21 protein-coding genes are annotated in these 23,640 nt (G+C 70.4%); 9 read left to right on the top strand and 12 right to left on the bottom strand.

The annotated features are described in order from the left end of the window. Nucleotides 1-10: 10 nt before the first annotated feature. Nucleotides 11-790, bottom strand: a complete 780-nt coding sequence (locus Acor_RS03820; protein WP_218034115.1) for an alpha/beta fold hydrolase — start codon at nt 788-790, stop codon at nt 11-13. A gap of 145 nt (nt 791-935) precedes the next feature. Between Acor_RS03820 and Acor_RS03825 the strand changes: the two genes are divergently transcribed. Next, complete coding sequence (locus tag Acor_RS03825) at nt 936-1,829, top strand: GNAT family N-acetyltransferase (protein ID WP_155335113.1); 894 nt, start codon at nt 936-938, stop codon at nt 1,827-1,829. A 1-nt stretch (nt 1,830) separates the two neighbouring features. On the opposite strand, the gene Acor_RS03830 is transcribed toward Acor_RS03825, so the two are convergent. The 3 genes from Acor_RS03830 to Acor_RS03840 form a co-directional block, all read right to left on the bottom strand. Next, nucleotides 1,831-2,682 (bottom strand): PrsW family intramembrane metalloprotease, encoded by an 852-nt coding sequence (locus Acor_RS03830; RefSeq protein WP_155335114.1) that lies wholly within the window; start codon nt 2,680-2,682, stop codon nt 1,831-1,833. Next, nucleotides 2,679-3,239 (bottom strand): hypothetical protein, encoded by a 561-nt coding sequence (locus Acor_RS03835; protein WP_155335115.1) that lies wholly within the window; start codon nt 3,237-3,239, stop codon nt 2,679-2,681. Before Acor_RS03835 ends, Acor_RS03830 begins: the two co-directional genes overlap by 4 nt. A gap of 65 nt (nt 3,240-3,304) precedes the next feature. After that, nucleotides 3,305-3,493 (bottom strand): hypothetical protein, encoded by a 189-nt coding sequence (locus Acor_RS03840; protein ID WP_155335116.1) that lies wholly within the window; start codon nt 3,491-3,493, stop codon nt 3,305-3,307. Nucleotides 3,494-3,570: 77 nt separating this feature from the next. Here Acor_RS03840 and Acor_RS03845 point away from each other — a divergent pair, with 77 nt between their 5' ends. Beyond that, entirely contained in the window at nt 3,571-3,930 is a 360-nt protein-coding gene (locus Acor_RS03845) for a DUF2203 domain-containing protein (RefSeq protein WP_155335117.1), read from the top strand. A gap of 13 nt (nt 3,931-3,943) precedes the next feature. On the opposite strand, the gene Acor_RS03850 is transcribed toward Acor_RS03845, so the two are convergent. Next, nucleotides 3,944-4,849 carry a sirohydrochlorin chelatase gene (locus Acor_RS03850; protein WP_155335118.1) on the bottom strand — a complete coding sequence of 302 codons (906 nt, stop codon included), beginning with the start codon at nt 4,847-4,849 and terminating at the stop codon, nt 3,944-3,946. A gap of 79 nt (nt 4,850-4,928) precedes the next feature. On the opposite strand from Acor_RS03850, the gene Acor_RS03855 reads away from it, so the two are divergent. After that, nucleotides 4,929-5,825 carry a ribokinase gene (locus Acor_RS03855; protein WP_422664785.1) on the top strand — a complete coding sequence of 299 codons (897 nt, stop codon included), beginning with the start codon at nt 4,929-4,931 and terminating at the stop codon, nt 5,823-5,825. A 17-nt stretch (nt 5,826-5,842) separates the two neighbouring features. After that, nucleotides 5,843-7,039, top strand: a complete 1,197-nt coding sequence (locus Acor_RS03860) for a DNA polymerase domain-containing protein (protein WP_155335120.1) — start codon at nt 5,843-5,845, stop codon at nt 7,037-7,039. Here the strand turns inward: Acor_RS03860 and Acor_RS03865 are convergent. From Acor_RS03865 to Acor_RS03875, 3 genes are all read right to left on the bottom strand, one after another. Further along, nucleotides 7,015-9,201 carry a GMC oxidoreductase gene (locus Acor_RS03865; RefSeq protein WP_246238406.1) on the bottom strand — a complete coding sequence of 729 codons (2,187 nt, stop codon included), beginning with the start codon at nt 9,199-9,201 and terminating at the stop codon, nt 7,015-7,017. The genes Acor_RS03860 and Acor_RS03865 overlap by 25 nt on opposite strands. Then, on the bottom strand, nt 9,188-10,288 hold the full coding sequence (locus Acor_RS03870) for an alpha/beta fold hydrolase (RefSeq protein ID WP_155335122.1): 1,101 nt from the start codon (nt 10,286-10,288) through the stop codon (nt 9,188-9,190). The genes Acor_RS03865 and Acor_RS03870 overlap by 14 nt, the downstream gene beginning before the upstream one ends. Before the next feature lie 80 nt (nt 10,289-10,368). Continuing rightward, on the bottom strand, nt 10,369-13,104 hold the full coding sequence (locus Acor_RS03875) for an ATP-binding protein (RefSeq protein ID WP_155335123.1): 2,736 nt from the start codon (nt 13,102-13,104) through the stop codon (nt 10,369-10,371). Between the two features lie 232 nt (nt 13,105-13,336). On the opposite strand from Acor_RS03875, the gene Acor_RS03880 reads away from it, so the two are divergent. Next, nucleotides 13,337-14,113 carry a VOC family protein gene (locus Acor_RS03880; protein ID WP_155335124.1) on the top strand — a complete coding sequence of 259 codons (777 nt, stop codon included), beginning with the start codon at nt 13,337-13,339 and terminating at the stop codon, nt 14,111-14,113. A gap of 30 nt (nt 14,114-14,143) precedes the next feature. On the opposite strand, the gene Acor_RS03885 is transcribed toward Acor_RS03880, so the two are convergent. Then, nucleotides 14,144-15,262, bottom strand: coding sequence for a 5-methyltetrahydropteroyltriglutamate--homocysteine S-methyltransferase (locus Acor_RS03885; RefSeq protein ID WP_155335125.1), 1,119 nt, complete (start codon nt 15,260-15,262; stop codon nt 14,144-14,146). 284 nt (nt 15,263-15,546) lie between these two features. Here Acor_RS03885 and glnII point away from each other — a divergent pair, with 284 nt between their 5' ends. After that, nucleotides 15,547-16,566: a glutamine synthetase gene (glnII, locus tag Acor_RS03890; protein ID WP_155335126.1), complete on the top strand. Its 1,020-nt coding sequence runs from the start codon at nt 15,547-15,549 to the stop codon at nt 16,564-16,566. A gap of 208 nt (nt 16,567-16,774) precedes the next feature. On the opposite strand, the gene Acor_RS03895 is transcribed toward glnII, so the two are convergent. The 3 genes from Acor_RS03895 to Acor_RS03905 form a co-directional block, all read right to left on the bottom strand. Next, nucleotides 16,775-17,947: a macrolide family glycosyltransferase gene (locus Acor_RS03895; RefSeq protein WP_155335127.1), complete on the bottom strand. Its 1,173-nt coding sequence runs from the start codon at nt 17,945-17,947 to the stop codon at nt 16,775-16,777. Between the two features lie 233 nt (nt 17,948-18,180). Further along, the gene (locus Acor_RS03900) at nt 18,181-19,833 is read right to left on the bottom strand and encodes an FG-GAP repeat protein (RefSeq protein WP_155335128.1); all 1,653 of its coding nucleotides are present in this window, start codon (nt 19,831-19,833) and stop codon (nt 18,181-18,183) included. Between the two features lie 109 nt (nt 19,834-19,942). Then, nucleotides 19,943-21,181: an FAD-binding protein gene (locus Acor_RS03905; protein WP_155335129.1), complete on the bottom strand. Its 1,239-nt coding sequence runs from the start codon at nt 21,179-21,181 to the stop codon at nt 19,943-19,945. 396 nt (nt 21,182-21,577) lie between these two features. Here Acor_RS03905 and Acor_RS03910 point away from each other — a divergent pair, with 396 nt between their 5' ends. The 3 genes from Acor_RS03910 to Acor_RS41970 form a co-directional block, all read left to right on the top strand. Beyond that, the gene (locus Acor_RS03910) at nt 21,578-22,708 is read left to right on the top strand and encodes a methyltransferase (RefSeq protein ID WP_174876100.1); all 1,131 of its coding nucleotides are present in this window, start codon (nt 21,578-21,580) and stop codon (nt 22,706-22,708) included. Nucleotides 22,709-22,846: 138 nt separating this feature from the next. Continuing rightward, complete coding sequence (locus tag Acor_RS03915; protein WP_155335130.1) at nt 22,847-23,131, top strand: hypothetical protein; 285 nt, start codon at nt 22,847-22,849, stop codon at nt 23,129-23,131. 101 nt (nt 23,132-23,232) lie between these two features. After that, nucleotides 23,233-23,640 (top strand): peptidase associated/transthyretin-like domain-containing protein (locus Acor_RS41970; protein ID WP_170316778.1); only part of this gene is annotated, 408 nt, incomplete at its 3' end.

Consider the following 23,640-nt stretch of genomic DNA (forward strand, 5'->3'; position numbering starts at 1 on the left):
CACAGCATAGTCACTGCCCCGCCGAGACCCTGATCAGGAACTCGGTCACGGCGGTACGGAACTCGGCCGGCTTCTCCATCCACGGCAGGTGCCCGGCGTCCGCCAGCACCACCCGGGAGACGTCGGGCAGCGCCTCCGCCAGCGAGTCCACCGCCCAGCGCGGCCGGATGTCGCGCGCGCCGTCCACGATGAGGGCGGGCACCGCGCAGGCCCGGCACCGCTCGCCCAGTTCGGCGGTGCCCCAGGTGCGCCGGTCCTCGGCGTTGAGCGCGCTGTTGCAGGCGAAGTTGACGCCGAACCACGGCTTGGCCATCCGTCGCGCGTACGCCATCCCGTTGCCGGCGAATTCCACCGACCACTGCAGGACGCACAGTTCCCGTTCCTCGGCCGCGGAGCGCGCCCGCCCCTCCAGCTCCGACCACCTGGCCATCCGCCCGCCCATCCGGGCCCGGAAATTCCGCCGGTACGGCTCACGCCAGGTGGCCGCGGGATCGATTCCGGTCCCCGACACGTACACCAGCCCGCTGACCCGCTCGGGATGGTCGAGGGTGTACCGCAGCGCGAGCTGCGCCCCCCACGAGTGCCCGAGCAGCACCATCCGCTCCAGCCCGAAATGCCGCCGCACCGATTCGAGGTCGGCGAGCGTGCGCTCCCACGTGTACGGCCCTTCCCGCACCGAACGCCCGCAGCCGCGCTGATCCCAGCGGTGCAGGGCGGCCGAGTCCCGCAGCAGCTCGGCCAGGTCGCCGAACATGTCCCACAGGCCGGGACCACCGTGACAGAGGACCACGGGAACCCCCGCACCGATCCGTGTCGCCCAAAGCCGCATGCCGTCCGCCGTTCCAACGCGTCAGGGGCCGCTGAGTCCGGTCCTGAAGAATGTCCCCCAATTCCATGGCAAGTTCCCGCCAAGTGGCTGAGCGTACAACTGAGCCATGGAAATCAGGCACCCCAAACCCGCGGACGCGGACGCGATCTACGAACTGGTGGCCGAGCACGACACGCGCGTGCTGGGGCGGCCGGACCTGACCCCGGCGGACGTGCGGGACCAGCTCGCCGAGCCCGACTTCGACCCGGCCGCGGACGGCTGGCTCGCCTACGACGGCGACCGCCTGGTCGGCTGGGCGTCGGCCCGCCGCAGGGGCGGCAGCGACCGGGTGGACCTCGACGTCAGAACCCGCACCGCCGAGGCCGGGACGGCGCTCTGGGAGCTGGCGCTGGCCCGGTTCACCGGCGTCACCGCCGACATCGGCGTCTACGCCGGGGACACCGCCCAGCGGGAGGCGGTCAGGTCCCGCGGCTTCGAGCCCGCCACCAGCTTCCACCGGATGCGGATCGACCACGAGGGCGTGGCCTCGGACGCGTTCCTGCCCGGCGTGACCGTCGAGACCGGTTCCGGCGACGACGAGGAGCTGCTGCGCGCGGCCCACGCCGTCAAGGAGGAGGGCTTCGCCGCGCACTTCGGGAACGTTCCGCAGACCTTCGAGGAGTGGGCCGACGCCCGGGAGTCCTCCAGCGCACATGACTGGGGCCAGGTGCTGGTCGCGAAGGTGCACGGAGTCCCGGCGGCGGTGCTGGTCGGCACGAACCAGTTCGTCCCCGACGAGAACTGCGGCTACGTGCTGACCCTCGCGGTCCGGCCCGCCTTCCGCGGCCGGGGCCTGGGCAAGCTGCTGCTCCGGCGCGCGTTCGCGGCCGACCGGCGGCGCGGCAGGACCGGCACGATCCTGCAGGTCGACTCCAACAACACCACCCCCGCCCTGGGCCTCTACCTGTCGGCCGGGATGCGGCGGGTCCTGTCCATCGACATCTGGCAGAAGCAGCTCTGAGTCAGGTCGCCCGCTGGATCTCGGCCGGGGCGGCGACCGGGAACCGGGTGCGCTCGTCGTGGCGGGCCACCAGGAAGACGGCGAAGGCGACCAGCAGCAGCGGGAAGCCCTTGACCAGGAACGCGCCGGGCAGGGCCGGGGAGTCCCACCAGGCGTGCATGGCCATCCCCAGCAGCAGGCCGCCGAGCCCGACCAGGGCCCGGCGGCGCATCGGCCGGTCGGCCCGGCCCGCGAAGTAGCCGAGGCCGGCCCCGGCGACGGCGGTCATCGCCCAGTGGCTCCACCAGGCCGACAGGGCGACCCGGACGAACAGCGTGCTCAGGGTGTCGCCGACCTCCTGGATCCCGCCCGCGGCGATGATCGAGTTGAACACGTAGAGGAAGTCCTCGACGACCTGGAAGCCGAGGCCGATCAGCGCGCCGTACCCGAATCCGGCGAGCGGGCCGGTGATCAGCCAGGGGATCATCAGGGCGAGCAGCGCCACCCCGGCCACCTTGGCGAGCTCCTCGTCGATCGGGGCCACGATGGCGTCGCCCCACTGGTCCACGAACTCCAGGCCCGCGACCTTGCCCACCAGGCCGAGGAACGCGGTGTTGGCCGCGAACGCCACCCCGAAGGCGCCGAAGCAGCCCCAGGCCACCGCCATCAGCGCGTACCCCACCGGATTCGTACGGACCGGGCGGATGTGATGGAACAGCCAGAAGCCCACCAGCAGCACGGGGATGAGCACCACCAGGCCGATCAGCGCCCCGGAACTGAAGACGTTCGCCTGCGGCACGATGGTGATCAGCGTCGTGTACGCCCCGAGCGCGCACCCCGTCGCCCACACCCAGAACGCCGGACGCCCGATCATGCCCCGGCCCCGTCGAACCTGATCGAGCTCAGCATCCCCGAGATGTCCGAGCCCATCACCTCCTCGGGCGGCCCGGTCACCACCACGTCGGCCCCCAGCGAGGGCGCCGCGAACACCGCGACCGCGGCCGTGTGATCCTGCACGGTGATCGGCCCGGCCAGCCCCGGCACCCCCTGCGCGGTCTTGATCGGCATGGTCGCCCCCAGCCGCGGCACGACGCCGCCGGCCTGCTCGATCTCGCCCAGCCCGTGCCAGAGCTGCTCAGGCGTGGCCCCCTGCGCCAGGATGACGCTCAGCTGGAACGAGGTCGAGCCGTTGTACAGCGCCACCGACTCCGACAGCGCGGTGGCGTCGGTGTTCAGCGCCCACCCGTCCGGGACCTGGACCGACAGCGGCCGGCTGTGGTCGTCCGACAACGGCCCGACCTGCACCCGCGACCCGGCGGGCAGCGGCACGTCGGCCGCGGCGATCCCCCGGTTGGCCATCGGAAGCCCGATGGCCAGCACGATCAGCACGGCGGCCACCGCCAGCGTTCCCGGCCATCCCTTCCGGTCCATAAGCCCCCTCGATCCTTCGGGGGGATGACCCAGTCATAGCCTGCCTGTTGCGGATCAAACGTGCGTCAAGTCTTTCGCCGGGCGGCCCACACCGCCAGCGCCACTCCGGCGATCACCACGATCGGGCCGATGATCGCCCAGGTGAGTTCGCCGCTCATCACACTGCCGCCGAGGACGCCGACGCCCTGCAGGGTCCAGACGGCCCCCATGAGCCCGAGGAGCGCGCCGAGACCGATCAAGAATGGTTTTGCCATACCCCCAGTATTAGCGGCTCAGAGGCGATCTTGGCCAGCGGCCGGGGCGGCCCGCCGGGCGCGATAACCTCCTGAGAATGGAGAGGATCTTCAGTGTCGAGGGCGCCCGCTCCCTCATGCCCGAGGCGCGCGAACTGGTCGGCCAGCTGATCGAGCTCCGGGCCGACCTCGCCGAACTCGGCTACGACCTGAAACAGTCCGGCAGCTCGGCGCGCGGCGGCCTGGCCGAGGCCAAGGGCCTGGAGGCCAGGCTGGCCGAGATCGTCGGCTGGTTCGCCGAGCAGGGCGTCGAGCTCAAGGGCATCGCCCCCGTCCTGATCGACTTCCCGGCCGTCCTGGACGGCGTGTCGGTCCGGCTGTGCTGGATCGAGGGCGAGGGCGAACTCGGCTGGTACCACCGCAGCGAGCTGGGCTTCGCCGGGCGGCGGCCACTCTAAGGGCCGCTCTGGGTCACTCCCCTTCGGGGAATTCCTCGAACTCCTCGTAGTCCTCCAGCAGGTTGCCCAGGATCGCGCCGTACCGGACGGTCACCATGCGGGCGACCGCCTCGTGCGCGCCCAGCGGCGACGCGCAGCCCATGCAGTCCACCGCGGCGGCCGCGATCTTGTCAGGGTCCACCTCGGGCCCGATCACGTACGGCGCCAGCGCGATCCTGGACGCGCCGATGTTGCGCAGCCGCTCGGCCGCGTCGGCCACGGTGGGGCGGCCGTCGAAGGCGGCGGGGACGACCGGCAGCGCCAGCCGGGCGGCCAGCAGGACGGCGGTGGCGTCGGCCGCGCGGGCGGACTCGTCGCCGCCGACGGTGGCCACGATGATGCCGTCCACCGGCGAGGTCACGTTGAACAGGCGGATCCGGTCGGCGCGGGCCAGGCCGCGCTCCGACAGGCGTACGTGCAGGGCCTCGGCCAGGAACGGGTGCGGGCCGAGCGGGTCGGTGACGGTCACCGGGGCCTCGCTCTCGGCGACCGCGTCGCGGACCGAGCGCATCACCCGCGGGTGCGAGCCGGTGATCAGCGGGACCACCACGGCGGCGCGGGGCCGCGGCTCGCCGTCCAGTTCGGCGGGCAGGCCGCGGGCGACCCGTTCGGCGGCGATGGAGGAGAACTCCTTGGCGAGGTCTGCGCCGCCGTCGGTGAGCGAGATGAGCCGGAGGTCGAGTTGCGGGTTGTCCACCCGGATGATCGACGCCAGCTCGGTCACGACGTCGTCGACCGCCCCGGGGATCGCCAGCACCAGAGTCGGCGCGTCCGAGGGCAGCGTGACGGGCAGCGGCCTGCGATGCCGACCGCCTCCGCCGGGGCGCGACGAGCGTTCCCGGATGGGTAGCTTCGCCGGAACGTCTTGACCTTCGTTCACACCGGCGGATTCTAGGACTAATCAGCCGAATTAGTGGAGTCGACGGGCCGATGCGTTCCCTGGGAGGAACATGGGAGGCGTGATCACGGTATTCGGCAGCGCCAACATGGACCTCGTCGCCTACGTCCCGCGAGCCCCTCACCTGGGGGAAACGGTGACCGGGACCGAGTTTCGCACGGTTCCCGGCGGAAAAGGAGCAAACCAAGCGATCGCTGCGGCGCGGGCCGGCGCGGAGGTCGCCTTCGTCGGCGCGGTGGGCTCGGACGCGTTCGGCCCGGCCCTGCGGGCGGCACTTGACCAAGCGGGTGTCAACACCGACGGGCTCCGGGTGACGGACGGTCCTTCGGGGATCGCGCACATCGTCGTCGAGGAGGGCGGCGGGAATTCGATCATCGTGGTGCCGGGCGCGAACGGGACGGTCGACGGCCCGTCGGCGGAGGATCTGGCCGTGATCGAGCGGTCGGACGCGCTCCTGCTCCAGCTGGAACTGCCGATGGCGGCGGTGGTCGCGGCGGCGGTCGCGTCGCCGGCGCCGGTGATCCTGACGCCCGCTCCGGTGGTGGCGCTGCCGGACGAACTCCTGGACGCGGTCACCCTGCTCGTCTGCAACGAGCACGAGGCCGCCGCGATCACCGGCCTGGGAGAGCCCGATATGGCCCTGGAAGCCCTTCTGGCGCGCGTTCCGGAGCTTGTGGTCACTCTGGGGTCCAAAGGCGCCCTGTACGGCTCACGCGACGGCTCACGCCTCTGGGCGCCCGCCGTCCCCGCCCGCGCGGTCGACACCACGGCGGCCGGCGACACCTTCGTCGGCGCGCTGGCGGTGGCGCGGGCCGAGGGCCGCCGCCCGGCGCAGTTCCTGCGGTTCGCCTCGACGGCGGCGGCGCTGTCGGTGCAGCGGCCCGGCGCGTCCACGTCCATGCCCTACCGGCGCGAGATCGACCGGGCGCTGGAGGCGCAGCCGCTCGCCGGCCCGTAGGTCGTATCGTGGGCGTTATGTCCGATGCGGAGATCATCGAGGTCGCCGGCCGGGAAGTGAAGGTCACCAGCCCGGAACGGGTGGTCTTCCCCCGCACCGGCCACACCAAGCTGGACCTGGTCCGCTTCTACGCCGCCGTCGGCGAGGGCGCGCTGCGCGGCGTCGCCGACCGCCCGCTGGTGCTCAAACGATTCGTGCGCGGCGTCGACGCCGAGCCTTTCTTCCAGAAGCGCGCGCCCGCCAAACGCCCCGACTGGATCGAGGTCGCCGAGCTGCGCTACCCGTCCGGCCGCTCCGCCGAGGAGGTCGTCGGCCGCGACCTGGCCGCCGTGCTCTGGACCGTCAACCTGGGCTGCGTCGACCTGAACCCGCACCCGGTCCGGGTCCCCGACCTGGACCACCCCGACGAGCTGCGGATCGACCTGGACCCGGTCCCCGGCGTCTCCTGGGACGAGATCGTCGACGTCGCCCTCTTGGCCAGGGACGTCCTCGGCGAGTACGGCCTGGCCGCCTGGCCGAAGACGTCCGGCTCCCGGGGCTTCCACGTCTACGCCCGGATCACCCCCGGCTGGACCTTCCCCCAGCTGCGCAAGGCCGCCGAGACGGTGGCCAGGGAGATCGAGCGCCGCGCCCCCGAGCTGGCCACCAGCCACTGGTGGAAGGAGGAGCGCCAGGGCGTCTTCGTGGACTTCAACCAGAACGCCAGGGACCGCACGGTCGCCTCCGCCTACTCGGTCCGCCCCACCGGTCTGGTCTCCACCCCGCTGTACTGGGACGAGGTCCGTGACTGCCGCCCGGAATCGTTCTCCATCGACACGGTCCCCGGCCGTTTCGCGGCCGAGGGCGACCCGTGGGCGGGTATGGACGACCCCGCCTGCGAGGGCTCAATCGAAGCGCTGCTCGCGCTGGCCGAGGAACTGGGCCCGCGCCCGCGCGCACCGAAGGGCGCCGGCCGCCGCCAGCCCACGATGCCGCTGATCGAGATCGCCAGGGCGCAGACCAAGGCCGAGGCTCTGGTCGGCCTGGACCGCTGGAAGGCCCGCCACCCCGGCGTGGCCGCCCGGCTCGAACCCGCCGACGTCCTGGTCGACTCGATGCGCGGCCGCAGCTCCGCCTGGACCAGGATCAGGGTCAACCTCCAGCACGTCCCCGAGCCGGAACGCCCGGCCCAGGAACCGCTGGAAGTCGACTACGACCCCTGGGGGCGCTCCTGACCCGGGCCGTACACGTCCCAGAGCTCGCCCAGGAAGAACGCGCCGAACCGGGCCAGCGCCGCCGCGCCGCCGGGCCCGCTGGTCCGGAACGTGGTGAGCATCCGGCCCAGGTCGGACGGGAGGATGCGCAGGGTTCCGGTGGCCAGGATCCGGCCCTCGTCACCCTCGTCCAGGTGACCCTCCAGCAGGGTGGTGTGCAGGGTCGAGGTGTCGAGCCACAGCCGGGTGGGCGGGCCGTGCCGCACGTGTTTGAGGCCGACCAGGGTGCGGGGCTGGTTCTCGCCGTCCCGGAAATGCAGCCGATACCGCATCTCCCGGTGGTCGGGCGACTCTCCAGGCGCGAAGAGGTTGAACCAGCCCCGCTCGATCGGACGCCGGCCCCCGCAAATGGCGGCGTCGATCCATCCCTCGGCCCGCGCGAGGTGCTCGGGCTCGGCGAGAAAGCGGTCTATGTCGTCGGTGGTGATAGTGAGCTGGAAGGTGACGCGGTCGCCGCCGTTGAGCGAGCCGCCCATCTCCTCGGTGAACGACAGGGCGGTGCGGATGGTCTCGTGGGCCATTCGGGCGTTCTTCCCTCGGGTGATCCGGTCCGCCATCCGGTCCGCGACGGCGGCGATGGTGAGCGACGGGTTCGGGCCCACCGGTCCCGGCATGGCCGCGCCGTCGGCGACGTACAGGCCGGGGAAGCCGAACACCTCGCCGCGCGAGTCGCAGACGCCCTCGCCGGGGTGGCGGCCCATCGGGGCGCCGCCGAGCGGGTGCGCGGTGAGCACCCGGCGCAGCGGCGCGTCGGAGTATTCGGCGCCGAGGACGTCGCCGATCCTGCGGATGATGGCGCGCAGCTCCGCGTAGTACTCCCGGCTGGTCTCCGCGTTCCAGTCCAGGACCAGCCGGTCCCCGCGCAGGCGGAGCACGCCGTCGGGCACGTCCCGGCCCATCCCCAGGATCGGCAGCGACCGGTCCGACAGTTCGCCCGCGCCCATCAGCCGGGACAGTTCGGCGGACAGGTTGTGGTCGCGGGTGATCAGGCCGCGCAGCCGCTCCCAGACGAACCACACCGCCCGCCGGAACTCCTCGCCGACGTCGGACGCCTCGGCGATCCAGTCCACGAAGGAGGGGAAACCGCCCTCCTGGATGTACGCGCCGTCGGGCAGCCGGATCGAGCTGGTGATCACCGGGCCCCTGCTGGCCGCGATCGGCCGGTCCTGGGCGCGCAGCAGGAACGAGATGATGTCGCCGTTGCCGGAGAACCTGGTGCCGAGCGTCTCGCTCAGGCCGGGCAGCGCGGCCCGGTTCCTGAGCAGCAGATAGGTGGTGCCGTAGGTGCCTGCGGCCAGCACCAGCCGGTCGCAGCTGATCGTCTCCGGCTCGGTCAGCGGATCGTGCCGGACGTAGCCGACCTCGTAGCCGCCGCCCGGCCTGGGCGTGATCGTCCGCACCTCGTGCAGGGTGCGCAGATCGGCGCCGTGGTGCCGGGCCGCCGCCAGGTAGGTGTGGTCCAGGCTGTTCTTCGCGCCGTCGTTGCAGCCGATGTCGCACTCGCCGCACAGCCGGCAGGTCCGGCGCGGCACCCCGTGCAGGCTGCCGTAGTCCGGATCCACGATCGGCAGCCCGATCCCCGGCCGCGCCCCCGCCTTCGGCGCGAAACTGACCGCCAGCGGCGGCAGCTGCCAGTCCAGACCGAGCTCGGCCGCCGCGTCCTGCATGGCCCGCGTCTTGGCCGTGTCCCGGTAGGCGTCCTGGTCCAGCGGGTACGGCGTCGCCCCCAGCATGCGCTCGACCGCGTCGTAGTGCGGATCCAGCATGTCCCTGGTGACCGGCCAGTGCTCGTAGCCGCCGCCGGGCAGCGGCGACTCCCGCACGAACCACTTCTCCTCCTTGCGGAGCAGCACGTTCGCGTAGATCAGCGACCCGCCGCCGAGCCCGCTGGACACCACCGAGTCGCAGTCGCCGAAGCTCCACACGTCGAACAGGCCGTGCAGGCCCTCGGCCGGATCCCAGAACGCGCGGCTCATCTGGGCGGGGCTGCGCGGGAACGAGCCGGGCTTCCAGGCCCGGCCGCGCTCCATCACGACCACCCCGAACCCGGCCTCGGCCAGCCGGTAGGCGGCCACCGAGCCGCCGAACCCGGAGCCGGCGACCAGGACGTCAATGTGCTCCATCGGCCCCGCCATCGCTGTGCTTGCGCAGGAACTCCAGGATGTGCGGGAAGACGTCGCGGTCGGCGTCCTTCCCGATGATCGGATCGACGTGCCCGTATCCGGGCAGCACCTGGAGTTCGTGCAGGCCCGGCCGGGCCTGGGACATGATCTCGTGGCAGCCGATGTTGGAGTCGCGGAAGACGTGGTTCCGGTCTCCGGTCAGGAACAGGACCGGTGTGCTGATGTGCTCGGCGAGGGCCAGGTAGTCCTTCGGCAGGGCCGGGAACCTGTCGTCGTGCCGTACGGCGTGGCCGGCCCTGACCATCCGCCGCATGTGCCGGTAGTAGTGCAGCCCGTTCGCGCCGAACAGGTCGGCGACCCGGGCGTGCGTCTCGGGCGCGAGGTTCTCGTGGCTCCACAGGCCGGGGTTGCCCGCCCCCCACATGAAGCTGATCATGTGGCAGGCCCGGAAGTCGCACTCGCGGTGGAACAGCGAGACCGCGCGGGAGATCAGCCAGCCCCGGGTCATGACGGGCGCGTCGCCGAACCGCGAGTCCAGGAACGACACGCCCGCGACGTAGTCGAAGAAGCCGGGCCCGAGGGCCAGTTTGAGCCTGGACCAGGGCGGCACCCGGGTGACCAGGGCCACGCTGTTGGAGGTGACGCTGGTGATCTCGCCGACCAGGCCGGCGGCCAGGCTCATCATGAACGACACCGAGCCCAGGCACTGCGCGATGACGTGCACCCGCCGGTTCCCGATGTGCCTGCGTAACTCGCGCAGCGCGGCCGGGTGGTCGAACAGGGCGATGTCGTCGAGGGTGAACCGGTGCGTCTCGGTGTCGTACGGGAACCGGTTGCTCATCCGGAAGTCCAGCGACCACACGTCCGGGTAGCCGCTGTCCAGCAGGAAGGAGACCAGGTTGCGGTGCTCGGGCATGATGAACATGTCCGTGGACGCGGGCAGCCCGTGCAACAGCAGGACCACGTCGTCGCTGTCGGCCCGGTGAAAGCGGTGCAGCTCCAGGCCGAGGCCGTCCTCGGTCGCGAACGGATGCTGCGACACCTGGGCGTCTCGCACGCCCTCCGTGGTGAAACGCGCGATCCGCATGGTTCTGCCCTCCTGGGTATTTCCGAGATGTCACCATCCCAAGACGGCGGTACCGCGCGCATCGTGGAAAACCCGTACTTTCACTTCAGGGCGAGCGCCAGACCGATCCGGGACGTCACCCCAAGCTTCTCGTAAGCATGCGAAAGGTGCGTTTCCACCGTCCGTACGCTGAGGAACAGGCGTTCGGCGATTTGCTGGTTGGTGCACCCTTCCACGACCAGGTGGGCGATCTCCAGCTCGCGGGGGGACAGGCCGTGCGCGCCGGCGCCGCGGCTCTTGCCGGGCACCCGCTTCCCGGCCCTGCGCTGCTCCTGGACGGCCCGCGCCAGCAGCACCGGCGCGCCGCACGCCTCGAAGAGCTCCCCCGCCTCGGTCAGGTGGGGGAGCGCGGCCTTCTTCTGGCCCGCCGTAGTCAGCGCGGTGCCGGCTCGGAGCAGGGCGCGACCCGCCATCAGCCGCTGACCGGCCGCGGCGAGGATCTCCGCCGCCCGCAGCGCCAGCTCGGCCGCCAGGGTTCCCGACTCCGCGTGCGCGGCGGCCAGGTCGACGAAGCCCGCGTTGAACTCCAGTTCCGGGTGGGCCACCTCGGCGGCGCGGGCCGCCCACCGGCCCGGCTGGTCGCCGTGGGCGGCCATCGTCTCGCAGAACGACAGCATGCTGAACTGGTCCAGGCGACCGGCCGCGAACGCCGCCTCGATCTCCGCCACCGGGGCCTGCTCCGGCCGGCCGGCGTGCGCCAGCGCGGTGCCGTAGGCGTACCAGGCCTGCGCGCCCGGCCACTCCCCGGCGCTCACCCCGGACGCGGTCGCCTCCTCGCCCAGCCGCAGCGCCAGCGCCTCGTGCCCGGTCGCGACGGCCAGCAGGCTCTGCTGGGCCTGCGCGACCACCACCGCGTAACCCGAGTGCAGCAGCCTGGCCACCTCCGCCGACTCCTCGGCCGCCACCGCGCCCTCGGCCAGCCGGCCCACCACGCCGTACGCGCGCGCCTGCCCGGCCAGCATGTTGGTCACGATGAACGTCTGCCCGGTCGCCTTCGCGATCGCGATCGCCCGCTCGAACCTGGCCACCGCGGAATGGTGGCGGCCCAGCCACAGCTCCGCCCAGCAGAGCCAGGCGATCGTGTCCATCCACTCCAGCAGCTGGATGTCCGGCGTCGCCGCGACCAGCGCGTCCGCGCGGGCCAGCTGCTCGATCGCCGCCGGGATGCGCCCTGCCGCGTACGCCGGCATCGGCCGCAGCGCCGCCACCGCGACCGCCAGGCCGTGATCCTCCGGGCGGCGCGGCATGAAGTCGAGCACCGCCTGGGCGGCCCGGTGGTCGCCCCGCATCAGGCTCTCCGCGACCAGGCGCAGCCGCATCGGCAGCGCGGCGGGCAGCCGGGGGTCGGGGATCTCGCGCAGCTCCGCCAGCAGCACCGCGCGGCCCTGCGCCGGGCGGTCCAGCAGGCGTTCGACCAGGGCGCAGAAGCGGGCCGCGCGGGCGCGTTTGGCGTGGTCCTCGCGCGGCAGCAGGCGCAGCACCTCGTAGGCGGTCTCCCGGCCCTCGGCCAGCCAGCCGGACACCACCTGGCCGCGGGCCAGTTCGAGCAGCAGGTCCAGGCGGTGCTCGCGGCCGTCCAGGTCGTCGGGGAGCAGCCGGATGGCGGCCTGCAGCCAGTGCGCCGTGGTCGCCGGCGCGGTGGTGGCGACCGCGCGGGCCGCCTCCACCAGGACCGCCACCGCCTCCCGGTCGCCGAAGGCGCCCGACCGTTCGACGTGGTGGGCCCGCACGGTGGCCGGGGCGCCCACGGCCGCCAGGTGCTCGGCCATCCTGGCGTGCGCGGACAGGCGCCAGCCGGGGGCGGCCGACTCGTAGGCGGCCTGCCGTACCAGGGGGTGGCGGAACCGGAACCTGATGCCGTTGCCGGCCGGGCGGACCAGGTCGCGGGCGACCAGCTCGTCCAGGGTCTTCAGAGTGGTGATGTCGGTCAGCTCGGCGGCCACCGCCGCGAGCAGGGGCTCGAACTCGTCGGCGGCCACCGCGGCGGACTGGGCCACCAGCAGGGCGTCGCCGGACAGGTCGGCCAGTTCGCGCTGGAGCGCCGCGTGCAGCGTGGTCGGCAGGTCGCCGGCCTCGATCCTGGCCAGGGCCTGGAGGTAGAACGGGTTGCCGCCGCTGGCCTCGTACAGGGCCTGGCGGCGGCCCCGGCTGATCTCCGGGCCGAGCAGCTCGTCGGCCTCGGCCGCGCTGAGCGGCCCCACCACGATCTGGTTGCCGCCCGCGGCCAGCCGCGGCGGCGCCTGATTCGGCCGGTACGCCACCGTGATCAGCACCCGGGCCCTGGGCGGATGCCGGACCACGTGATCGAGGAACTCGATCGTGCTGCCGTCCGCCCAGTGCACGTCGTCCAGGACCAGCGCCAGACCGGACGGCTCGGCCAGCCGCTCCAGCATCCCGATGATCGCCCGATAGAGCCGGTACCTGGCCAGGCCGCTGCGGTCGTCATCCGGCTCCGCGGCCTCGCCCAGCGCCGGGAACACCGTCGCCAGCAGGGGATCGGGCGGGAACGTCCCGGTCTCCAGATGGCCGTCGAGCGCGTCCACCAGCGCGCTGAACGGGATGACCTGCTCGAACTCCGCCGCCCTGCCCCACAGCGCCAGGCAGCCACGCTCCCTGGCCGCCGCGTCCAGCTCGGCCAGCAGCCGGGTCTTGCCCGCGCCGGGCTCGCCCACCAGGGCCAGGAACCGGAACGCGCCGTCCATGCTCGCGTCCAGTGCCCCCCGGAGATCCCGCAGGACCTCGCCGCGGCCGACCAAGGGGGCGGTATGACCATCCATGCCCACTCACCCTGATCATTTGCCCGCTACTACAGGGGAACTTTACCCAGCGACGACTAGCCTGGAAGGACATAGCGCTATCAACGCAGACATAAAACAAACTGTCATCGGCAGCGTTCAGTGATGCCGTCACTCACGCCCCAGCGCCCTCCGCCGCCCCCGTGTTCGTAAAAATGTCGTTGCCCCGTGACAGTGTGCAGCTACCCGACACGGAACTGCGAAGGAGCATTCCATGCTGACCACCGATTTCTTCCCGGGCGCGCCGAACTGGCTCGACCTCGGTTCCCCCGATACCGAAGCCAGCGCCGACTTCTACGGCTCCGTCTTCGGCTGGACCTTCCAGTCCGCCGGTCCCGAGGCGGGCGGCTACGGCTTTCTCCAGCAGAGCGGCAAGACCGTCGCCGCCCTCGGCCCGATCACCGAGGCGGGCGCCAGCCCCGCCTGGACCATCTACTTCCACGCCCCCGACGTCGACGCGGCCGCCAAGACGGTCACCGAGCACGGCGGAACGGTCAGGGTCGAACCCGGCGACGTCTTCGACGCGGGCCGGATGGCCGCCTTCACCGACCCCGGCGGCGCCCAGTTCGCCGTCTGGCAGCCCGGCACCACCCGCGGCCTCGACGTCGTCACCGAGCCCGGCTCGCTCGGCTGGACCGAGCTGTACGTGCCGGATCCCAGCGCCGTCCGCGACTTCTACACCGACCTGCTCGGCTGGAACATCAAGGAGGTCCCGTTCGGCGACGGCATGACCTACGTGCTGGCCTCCACCGCCCAGGGCGAGCAGCCCGACGTGGCCGGCATCATGCCGCTCCAGCCCGGCGACAGCCCGCACTGGCTGCCCTACTTCGAGGTCCCCGACACCGACGCCACCCTGATCAGGGTCGACGCCGGCGGCGGCACCGTGCTGCTGCCCGCCATGGACGTGGACGGCATCGGCCGGTTCGCGGTCTGCGCCGACCCGCACGGTGCCAGGTTCGCCGTCATCACCAGCTCCGACGTCCCGGCCTGACCGGGGGACCCGGAAGTCTGGCCTTGCTTATTAACCCCAGACTTCCTGGGCCGTCTCGACGATCAGCCGGATCTTGGCGAACTGCTCCTCGTGGGTGAGCGAGTTGCCCTCCACGGTGGAGGAGAAGCCGCACTGCGGCGACAGGCAGAGCTGGTCCAGGTCGATGAACTTGCTGGCCTCCTCGATCCGGCGCTTCAGGTCGTCCTTCGACTCCAGCGCGCCGCTCTTGGTGGTGACCAGGCCGAGCACCACGTGCTTGTCCTTGGGCACGAACCGCAGCGGCTCGAATCCGCCGGAGCGCTCGTCGTCGAACTCCAGGAAGAAGCCGTCCACGGCCAGCTCGCCGAACAGGGCCTCGGCGACGAAGTCGTACCCGCCTTCGGCCGCCCAGGAGGAGCGGAAATTGCCCCGGCACATGTGCGTGGTCACCCGCAGGTCGGCCGGGCGGTTGGCCAGCGCCGCGTTGATCTGCTTGATGTAGCGCAGGTGCAGGTGGTCGGCGTCGTCGCCGCGGGCGGCGATCTCGGCCCGCTGCGCCGGGTCGTTGAGGTAGGCCAGGCTGGTGTCGTCGAACTGGAGGTATCGGCAGCCGAGCTCGGCCAGCCGCAGCACCTCCTCGTTGTACGCGGCGGCCAGGTCGGTCCAGAAGTCCTCCAGGTCCGGGTAGACGCCCGCGTCGATGGACGCCGGGCCACCCCGGTAGTGGACCATGTTGGGCGACGGGATCGTCAGCTTGGCCGTCGTGCCCGGCTCCACCGTGTCCCGCAGGAAGGTGAAGTCGTCCTCGAAGATCGTCTCGGTGAGCCGGATCGGCTCGGCCACCCGCATCGCCGGCGGCGCGAACTCCAGCTCCTCCTCGTCGTTGCGGAACCGGACCGTGATGCGCTCGCCGGTCGCCTGGGTGACGCCGCCGAGCCGGTAGATGAAGTCCATGTGCCAGGACGCCCGCCGGAACTCCCCGTCGGTCGCGGACCGCAGCCCCGCGTCCCGCTGGGCCCGCACGACCTCCCGGATCGCCGCGTCCTCGATCTCCCGGAGCGCGGCGGCGGTGATCGCGCCCTGGCTGAAGTCGTCACGCGCGCGGAGCAGTTCGGCCGGTCGTAGCAGGCTGCCGACATGGTCCGCGCGGAAGGGGGGTTCACTGCGCATGCTGGATCACTCCACTAGCACGTTCGGAGTACGTATGTTCGTTCGTTTTCAGGGCCCCGATAGGGCGACGCTAGCGCCATTCGGCCCTGCTGGCGATCAGAACTGACAATGATCGCGACATTTCAGTTGATTCACAGGTTTCCAGTGACATAGGTCACAGAGGCCACTCGACCTGGGCTTTGTCACACCGTGTTCACAAATGGGCAATGGATGCGAAACGGGGGGTTGAGAGCCTTGGGCGTGGCGGGCTTATGACCTGGCCCGCGTCTGAAGAAGGGAACGACGTGGCATTCAAGGCCGAGTACATCTGGATCGACGGCACCGAGCCGACCCCGAAGCTCCGCTCCAAGACGAGGGTCCTCGCGGACGGCGCCGACCTGCCGACCTGGGGCTTCGACGGATCCAGCACCAACCAGGCCGAAGGCCATGCCTCCGACTGCGTGCTCAAGCCGGTCTTCTCCTGCCCGGACCCGATCCGCGGCGGCGACAACCTCCTGGTCCTCTGTGAGGTCTACAACGCCGACGGCAGCGCCCACAGCACCAACACCCGCGCGCTGCTCACGCCCGTCGACGAGAAGTACGCCGCCCAGGAGTCCTGGTTCGGCATCGAGCAGGAGTACACCTTCTTCAAGGAGGGCCGCCCCTACGGCTTCCCGGTCGGCGGCTTCCCCGGCCCGCAGGGCCCGTACTACTGCGGCATCGGCGCCGACGAGGTCGTCGGCCGCGACATCGTCGAGCGGCACCTGGACGCCTGCATCGACGCCGGCCTGAAGATCTCCGGCATCAACGCCGAGGTCATGCCCGGCCAGTGGGAGTTCCAGATCGGCCCCGCCGGTCCGCTGGAGTGCTCCGACCACATGTGGATGGCCCGCTACCTCCTCTACCGCATCTCCGAGGACTTCGGCGTCTCCGCCACCCTCGACGCCAAGCCCGCCAAGGGCGACTGGAACGGCGCCGGCGCCCACACCAACTTCTCCACCCGCGCCATGCGCGAGGGCTACGACGCGATCATCACCGCGTGCGAGTCCCTCGGCGCAGAAGGCAAGGTCGAGGAGCACATCGCCGGGTACGGCGTCGGCATCGAGCAGCGCCTCACCGGCCTGCACGAGACCGCCCCCTACAACGTCTACAGCTACGGCGTCTCCAACCGCGGCGCCTCGGTGCGCATCCCGTGGCAGGTCGAACTCGACAAGAAGGGCTACATCGAGGACCGCCGCCCGAACGCGAACGTCGACCCCTACGTGGTCACCCGCCTCATCGCCAACACCTGCTGCGAGGCCCTGGAAAAGGCCGGCCAGGTCTGACCCGCCCCAGTCACGGCTCCCACCCTCCGGGGCGGGAGCCGTTTCCGTTTCCTCGGGTTGGTCGCCGGCAGCCCTGAGAAACCACTAACAGAATGGGCCAGGCCTTCTTGGCGCCGACGCGGTGAGAGGCATCACCTGCGTGAACGGCGCCGGATAACGGCGACCGACCCGGCGACTCGCCCACTCCGTTAGGCGTTGTAAGGTCGCGTCAGGGCAGCATGGCCTCGATCAGATCGGCCGCGCGTGGTGTGCCGCCCTCGGTCATGGCCGCGGCCCGCGAGCGCCGGGAGCGCTGGGCCACGTCCGGATCTCCGGTCAGCTCAAGCAGTGCCTTTCGGAGCGCGGCGGCGGTGGCGTCCGCCGTGTCGAACCGGCGGGCCACCCCCAGTTCGACGAGCCGGTCGGCGTTGGCGAACTGGTCGACCGCCTGAGGTACGGCGATCATCGGAAGCCCGGTGTACAGCCCTTCGCTGCTGCCGCCCATTCCCGCGTGGGTGACGAAAGCCGTCGCCTGCCGCAGGATCGCCAGCTGCGGGACCCACCGATGAATCTCGAAATTTCCGGGAATCTCGCCGAGTTCGCCGATATCGGTCTGCTTGCCGACCTGAAGCACCACATGCCATCCCGGCAGCCCGCCGAACGCCTTCAGGCACTGCCGGTAGAACTCCGGCTGCCGGGTGTACGACGTCCCGAGTGAGATCAGCAGCACCTTCTCGGCACCGGGCGGCTTCTCCCATCGGCCCTGATCGTTCCGCTCCCCGAAGCAGGGCCCGACGAACGTCACCACATCCCGGTCGACCCGCTCGGCGTTGGGCTGCATCGCCTCCGGCACCAGCGCCAGCGCCCGCGCGGGCCGCCCCGGAAACGCGTCCACGTCCGTGGTGACGGCCCCACACTCCGCCAGCCATTTCGCGAACTTCGCCCGATACTCCGCCGCCCCGGGCAACTGCCACAGCTGGGCCCCGACCTCCTCGTCGTAGCCCTCCCAGGCCACATAGGTCGGCGACAGCTGCACCGCTGGCCGCCCCTGAGCCTCCGCGAGCGCACGCGCCGCATAGGACCCGATGTCGTACATATACAGATCCGCGGGATCCGCCTCGTACACCCGCCGCAACTGCGGCAGGACCTGGATGTTGTCGTCGAGGAACACCCCCATCGCCTCGATGGGATCCTCCGGCCAGGCGTCATCCGCCACCGGCAGCGTCGACCGATACGGCACCAGCGTGGCCCCCGTATCCCCGACGAGTTCGGCGACGGCGGGATCGTTGGCGTACGTCACCCGATGCCCGCGAGCCACCAGCTCCCGGACGACTTCGAGACTGGGCAGGACATGACTGACGGCGGGAATGCCGACCATGGCGATATGCGCACGGCGAGACATGGAAATCACTCATCTCAGATCTACGGCGAAACGAACATGACAACCGAACGCGCCACCGGCCTCGCCGGTCGGGCGCGTTTCAGGGGCGAGGAACTCCTCGCGCGTCAGCCGTAGATCTGAATCTGCACGCGCCGATCCTACGCGGCGCTTCTGGACCACGTCGTCCCGATAACCGCCGGCGTCGGCCTCTCCGGCGGATACCGGAGAGGCCGAGCCGTACTTCTATCGGGCTTCTATCGGGCTGATTCGCCGAAGTTGTCCAGGGGCTCGGTGCTGTCGGTTATGCCGGGGGAGTCCTGGTGGAGGAACTGGCCGGCGTCGGGGTCGAGGCCGCCGAAGCCGAGGAAGCCGAAGGTGTCCTTTCCGAAGACGACGTTGATGGCGCCGGGGCTGGTGGCGCCGCTGGCGGGGACCTCCTCGCCGGGGATGGTGATGAGCAGGTCGGATTCGCCGTTGCCGTTGTAGTCGCCGGTGGTGAGGGCGGTGCCGAGGGCGTCGTCGATCTCGGCGGGGTCGCCGAAGGTGAGGTTCTCGCCGAACAGGAACTGCTGGTGGTCGGCGCCGAGACCGGCGGAGTTGTCACCGTAGATGACGTTGACGGCGCCGACGTTGGCGCGGTTGAGGGTTTCCGAGTCCTCGCCGGGCACACCGACGGCCAGGTCGTCCTGGTTGTCGCCGTTGAAGTCGCCGGCGGTCAGCGAGCGGCCGAAGGCGTCGGCGGGATTGCCGGCCTCGGAGATACCCGTGGTGTCCTGGGACCAGACCTGGGCGCCGGTGGTGACCAGCGAGTTGCCGGAGCGGTAGATGACGTAGGCGACGCCTTCGCCGCCGTCCTCGCCGGGGGCGCCGACGGCCAGGTCGTCGGGGAACTGGCCGCTCACGTTGGCGGCGTTCTCGTTGAAGTCGCCGACGGCGAGGGCGGTGCCGAAGGCGTCACCGGCTTCGGGGCCGCCGGGCAGCGGGGCGGCCTGGTTCCAGAACTGGTCGTTGGTGGTGGACAGGCCGGTGGCGGAGCCGTACAGGACGTTGACTGAGCCGGCGTTGTCGATGGCGTCGACCTCGTCGCCGGGGACGCCGACGGCCAGGTCGTCGAAGGCGTCGGTGCCGAAGTCGCCGACCGCGAGGGCGGAGCCGAAACGGTCGCCCGCGGCCTGGACGCCTTCGACGCCGGCCGTGTTCTGGTCGAGCTGGGTGGTCGCGAGGGGGTCGAAGCGGAAGTCGCCGAAGTCGAACTGGAGGACCCAGACCTGGCCGGCGTCGGCCACAGCGGCGTCCTCGCCGGGGGCGCCGACGAAGACCTCGGCCTCGAAGTCGTTGTCGACCCGGCCCACGGCCAGGGCGGATCCCCACTGGTCGCCCGGTTCGTTGTCGTTGTCGGACAGGGCGCTGGCCAGCTCCTGGTCCAGGGTGAGCGAGCCGGTTCCGGTCAGGCCGCCGGAGACGTGGCCGAACAGGACGTGGATAGCGCCCGAGTCCTGGGTCAGGCCGCGGTCCTCGCCGGGGACGCCGATGATCAGGTCGTCGATGCTGTTGCCGTCCACGTCGCCGACCGCGAGGGCCGCCCCGAACCGGTCTCCCGTCTCCGGTCCGGGGTCGTCCATCAGGCCGGGGTCGAGGCCGGGGCTGTTCTGCTGGAAGGTCTCGCTGCCGCCGCTGCCGAGGCCGTCGGTGCCGCCGTACAGAATGTGCACGAGGCCGGCGTCTTGGATCGCTCCAATATTCTCGCCGGGGACGCCGATGGCGGCGTCCGCGTACCCGTCGCTGTCGAAGTCGGCGTGGAGTTCGACGCTGGCGGCGTCCGCCAGGGCCGGCGGGGCGAGCGCGGCGGAGCCGCCGAGGGCCACCGTGACGGCGACCACCGCCCGGATGAGATGGCGATTGATCATGAAAGTTCCTCCTGAGTCGAGGTGGTGAAACTCGACAAGAGAAACAGTGGTTATTCCGCTTGATCTGCGGATATGTACGCAATCTCTTCCGGTAAAAGGACGTCGCGGATTAGGCGAAAAGGTATTTGTCCGTAAATGGGTTGCGGAATTTTCCGGTGGGGTCGAGGTCGTGGGCGAGGGACTGGAAGTCGGGGAGGCGGTCGTAGCGCGGGCGCAGGGCGTCCGGCGGGGTGGTGAAGATCTTGGCCCAGTGCGGGCGGGGGGCGAACGGCGCGAGGGCGTCCTCGATCCGGGCGACCACCGGCAGGACGGCCGGGGTGTCGGCGACCCAGGTGAAGTGCAGGGCGACCGAGTCGCGCTGGTAGCACGGGCTGAGCCAGAGCCGGTCGGCGGCGATGGTGCGGACCTCGCAGATCTGCAGGACCGGGTGGATGTGGTCGCGGATCGCGTCCAGGGCGGCCAGCGCCTGGACGGCGTCGGCGGCGTCGATCATGAATTCCGATTGCAGTTCGTCACCCGCGCTGGGAATCCGGTCCGGCCGGAAGTGCGGCAGGCGTTCGAACCAGGGGCCGGGAACGTCCATTTGCTCGGTGCAGCTCTCGGGCGACATTCCGGGCACAGGATGCCGCGGGCCATCGGCGGGCGTCCCCGGGATCTCGACGGCCGCCTCGTCCTCGCGCTGCTTCACCCACACCTGATTGATCACCGGCCCCCGCCAGTCCGTGAAAAGACTCACGCTGTACGCACTAGACACGATTTCCCGAAATTTCGGGAAAAGGGTGTCGAGAGGTAGTCCTTCGTAGACACGCTGCCGCACCTGGAACGACGGAACCAGGTCCAGTTCGAGGGCGACCACTACTCCGAGAGCCCCCATCCCGACCACGGCCCCCTCGAACCGCTCGTCCCCCCGATCCAGCCTGACCAGGTCCCCATCGGCCGTGACCAGCTCCAGCCCCGCGACAGCCGAGGACAGGTTCCCGTTCCCGACCCCCGACCCATGCGTCCCCGTCGCACACGCCCCGGCGATGGAGATATGCGGCAACGACCCGAGATTCCCCAGCCCGAACCCCCGCTCATCGATATACCGCCCCACATCCGCATACCGCAGCCCGGCCCCCACCCGCACCTTCCCCGCGTCCGAATCCACCTCGATGACCGGCGGAAGCCCCCCCAGCTCCACCAACTCCGCCGGACTGTCCCCCACCTCATTGAACGAATGCCGCGTCCCAAGCGCCCGAATCCGCGAACTCCCCGCCACGACCCCCCGCAGCTCCTCCACCGACGTCGGCCGATAGATCCGCTCCGCGCTATATGTAAGATTTCCTGCCCAATTGGCTTGGTTTGTCATGGCTATGACCCTAGCCACCCGCCCCCACCGCACGGAATGCGGGAGCACATGTCCCCGGCCTCGACGAGGGCCACCACCACCTCCTCACGCATGGCCTGGGGATGCTGCCCCGGCGTCCGCCGCACCGCCTTTCTGCCACCGCCTTTCTGCCACCGCCTCCTCGCGCGCGGCCTGCGGCCGGGGGAGCACCCGATCCCGGAAACCCCACTCGCGCATGGACTGGGGGCAAGCCTTCTCGGGAGGCGGGGGATCGCGCCAGCGCGAGACTGCCTCCGATCAGCACCGAGCCAAGGCCCTTCGCGTGCAAGGGGACGAACCCAGCCACCACGGCATGGCTGCTCGGGCGTATTGCGGGCTGCTCGATGTGCTGTGAGGGCGCGCTAGCCTGAACGGGCGATGACTACCCTGGTGACGCCGGTGGGGGAGCTTGAGCTCGTCCGTAATGCCGGAAATGCTCGTGATGGACTTCGGGCTTGGGATGCGGCGGATGAGTATTTGCTGCGGCATCTGGCCGAGGCGGTTGATCTGGGCGGCGAGGTGGTCGTTCTTGGTGATCGGTGGGGGACGCTGGCCACTGCGCTGGCGGAGTACCGTCCGAGTCAGATCAGTGACTCGTATCTCGCCCAGCAGGCCACCGTGATCAACCTTGAACGGAACGGCCTGCGGGGGCCGAGGCTGCTGTCGACGATGGATTCGCCGCCTGGGCGGATCGATGTGCTGCTGGTTCGGGTTCCGAAGAGTCTGGCGTTGCTGGAGGATCAGTTGCATCGGCTCGCGCCGTCGGTGCACGAGGGCACGGTGATCGTCGGGACCGGGATGGTCACCGAGATCCATACGTCTACTTTGAAGCTGTTCGAGCGGATTCTCGGGCCGACGAAGACTTCGCTGGCAGTCAGAAAAGCGCGCCTGATCTTCTGTACGCCGGATATGAGCATTCCCCGCACGACCAGTCCGTGGCCGCGAACCTACGACCTCCCCGATGATGTCGGCCCGGTTTCAGGCCGGACCGTAACCAATCACGCGGGGGTGTTCTGCGCGGACCGGCTCGACATCGGGACCCGGTTCCTGCTGCGCCACATCCCGGCACGAGGAGGACACGTTGTGGATCTCGGGTGCGGAAACGGGGTCGTCGGGTTGGCCGCCGCACTCGCCGATCCGGCCGCCGAGGTCACGTTCGTCGATGAGTCGTTCCACGCGGTCGCCTCGGCGGAGGCCACCTTCCGGGCCAATACCGAAGCCCCCGCCCGATTCCTCGTCACCGACGGCATGTCGGAAATATCGCCCGGCACTGTGGATCTCATCCTGAACAACCCGCCCTTCCACAGCCACCGCGCCATCGGCGACGCGACCGCCTGGGAGATGTTCACCGGCTCCCGCCGCGCCCTGCGCACCGGCGGCGAACTCTACGTCGTCGGCAACCGCCACCTCGGCTACCACGTCAAACTCCGCCGCCTCTTCGGCAACTGCCAACTGATCGCGAGCGACCACAAATTCGTGGTCCTACGGGCGGTCAAACGCGATAGGTGAGGCGCCGATCGCCTCGATCCTGCGCACGATTGAGAACTCCCGGCGGAGTAAACGAGTCGCCGGGCCGCTCACGGTTATCCGGCACCGCTCACGCAGCTGATGTCAGCACCGCGCCGGTGCCGGAGGGGAGCGGCCGTTGTGTCAGTGGTTCTGAGCTTCGCTTTTCGCGCAGGTGATGTCAGCACCGCACCGGTGCCGAAGAGGCGCGGCCATCGTGTCAGTGGTTCTGAGCTTCGCTTTCAAGCGATCCTCGACCTGGAACAGCCGCCGCGCGATGCTCCGGATGCGGCGCAGCGGAGATCGCCGGCCGTTTTCCCGCTGCCGGTATTCAGATTGTTTGGGGCGTTTTTCGTGTTGAGGGCTGAAACTGCCTGTGCTTCTGAGCCTGACAGGCTCGCACACTGTTTCATTCAGCTGTATTGACATGTTGACATTTGCTATTTCGTGCGATCAGCATTCTGTGCGGGGCGTCTCACGGTACCGGCTATCGGAGATGAAACTCTTTTCCAAGGGGGAGTCGCGTTATGCTTCGGTCGCCGGTTGGCAGAGCTGTCATCGCAACGATTTTGACCGGGGCGCTCCTGGGCAGCGGGATGTTAACGGTGTCGAGCGCTTTCGCCGAAAGTTCGTTGTCGACTTTTTCTGGTGTGGTGCGTTCGTCGTCGGGTGATCCTGTCCCGAGCGTCCAGGTGAATCTCGATGGTGCCATCGGTGAGACCGGTGCGGATGGATCGTTCACGGTGTCCGTGTTGCCGGGAGTTCACCAGCTCACGGTGAATTCGATACCCGGCACACGTGAAGATATTCCCAGTTTCCAGTGGGTTGGGCCGGACATCGATCTCAGCAGTGATGTGACACGGGACCTGACGCTGCCGCTGGCGGTGGTGAATGTCACGCTGGTCGATGAGTCAGGTGATCCCGTGCCGGATGTG

The sequence above is a fragment of the Acrocarpospora corrugata genome (genome assembly GCF_009687845.1).
GTDB lineage: Bacteria > Actinomycetota > Actinomycetes > Streptosporangiales > Streptosporangiaceae > Acrocarpospora > Acrocarpospora corrugata.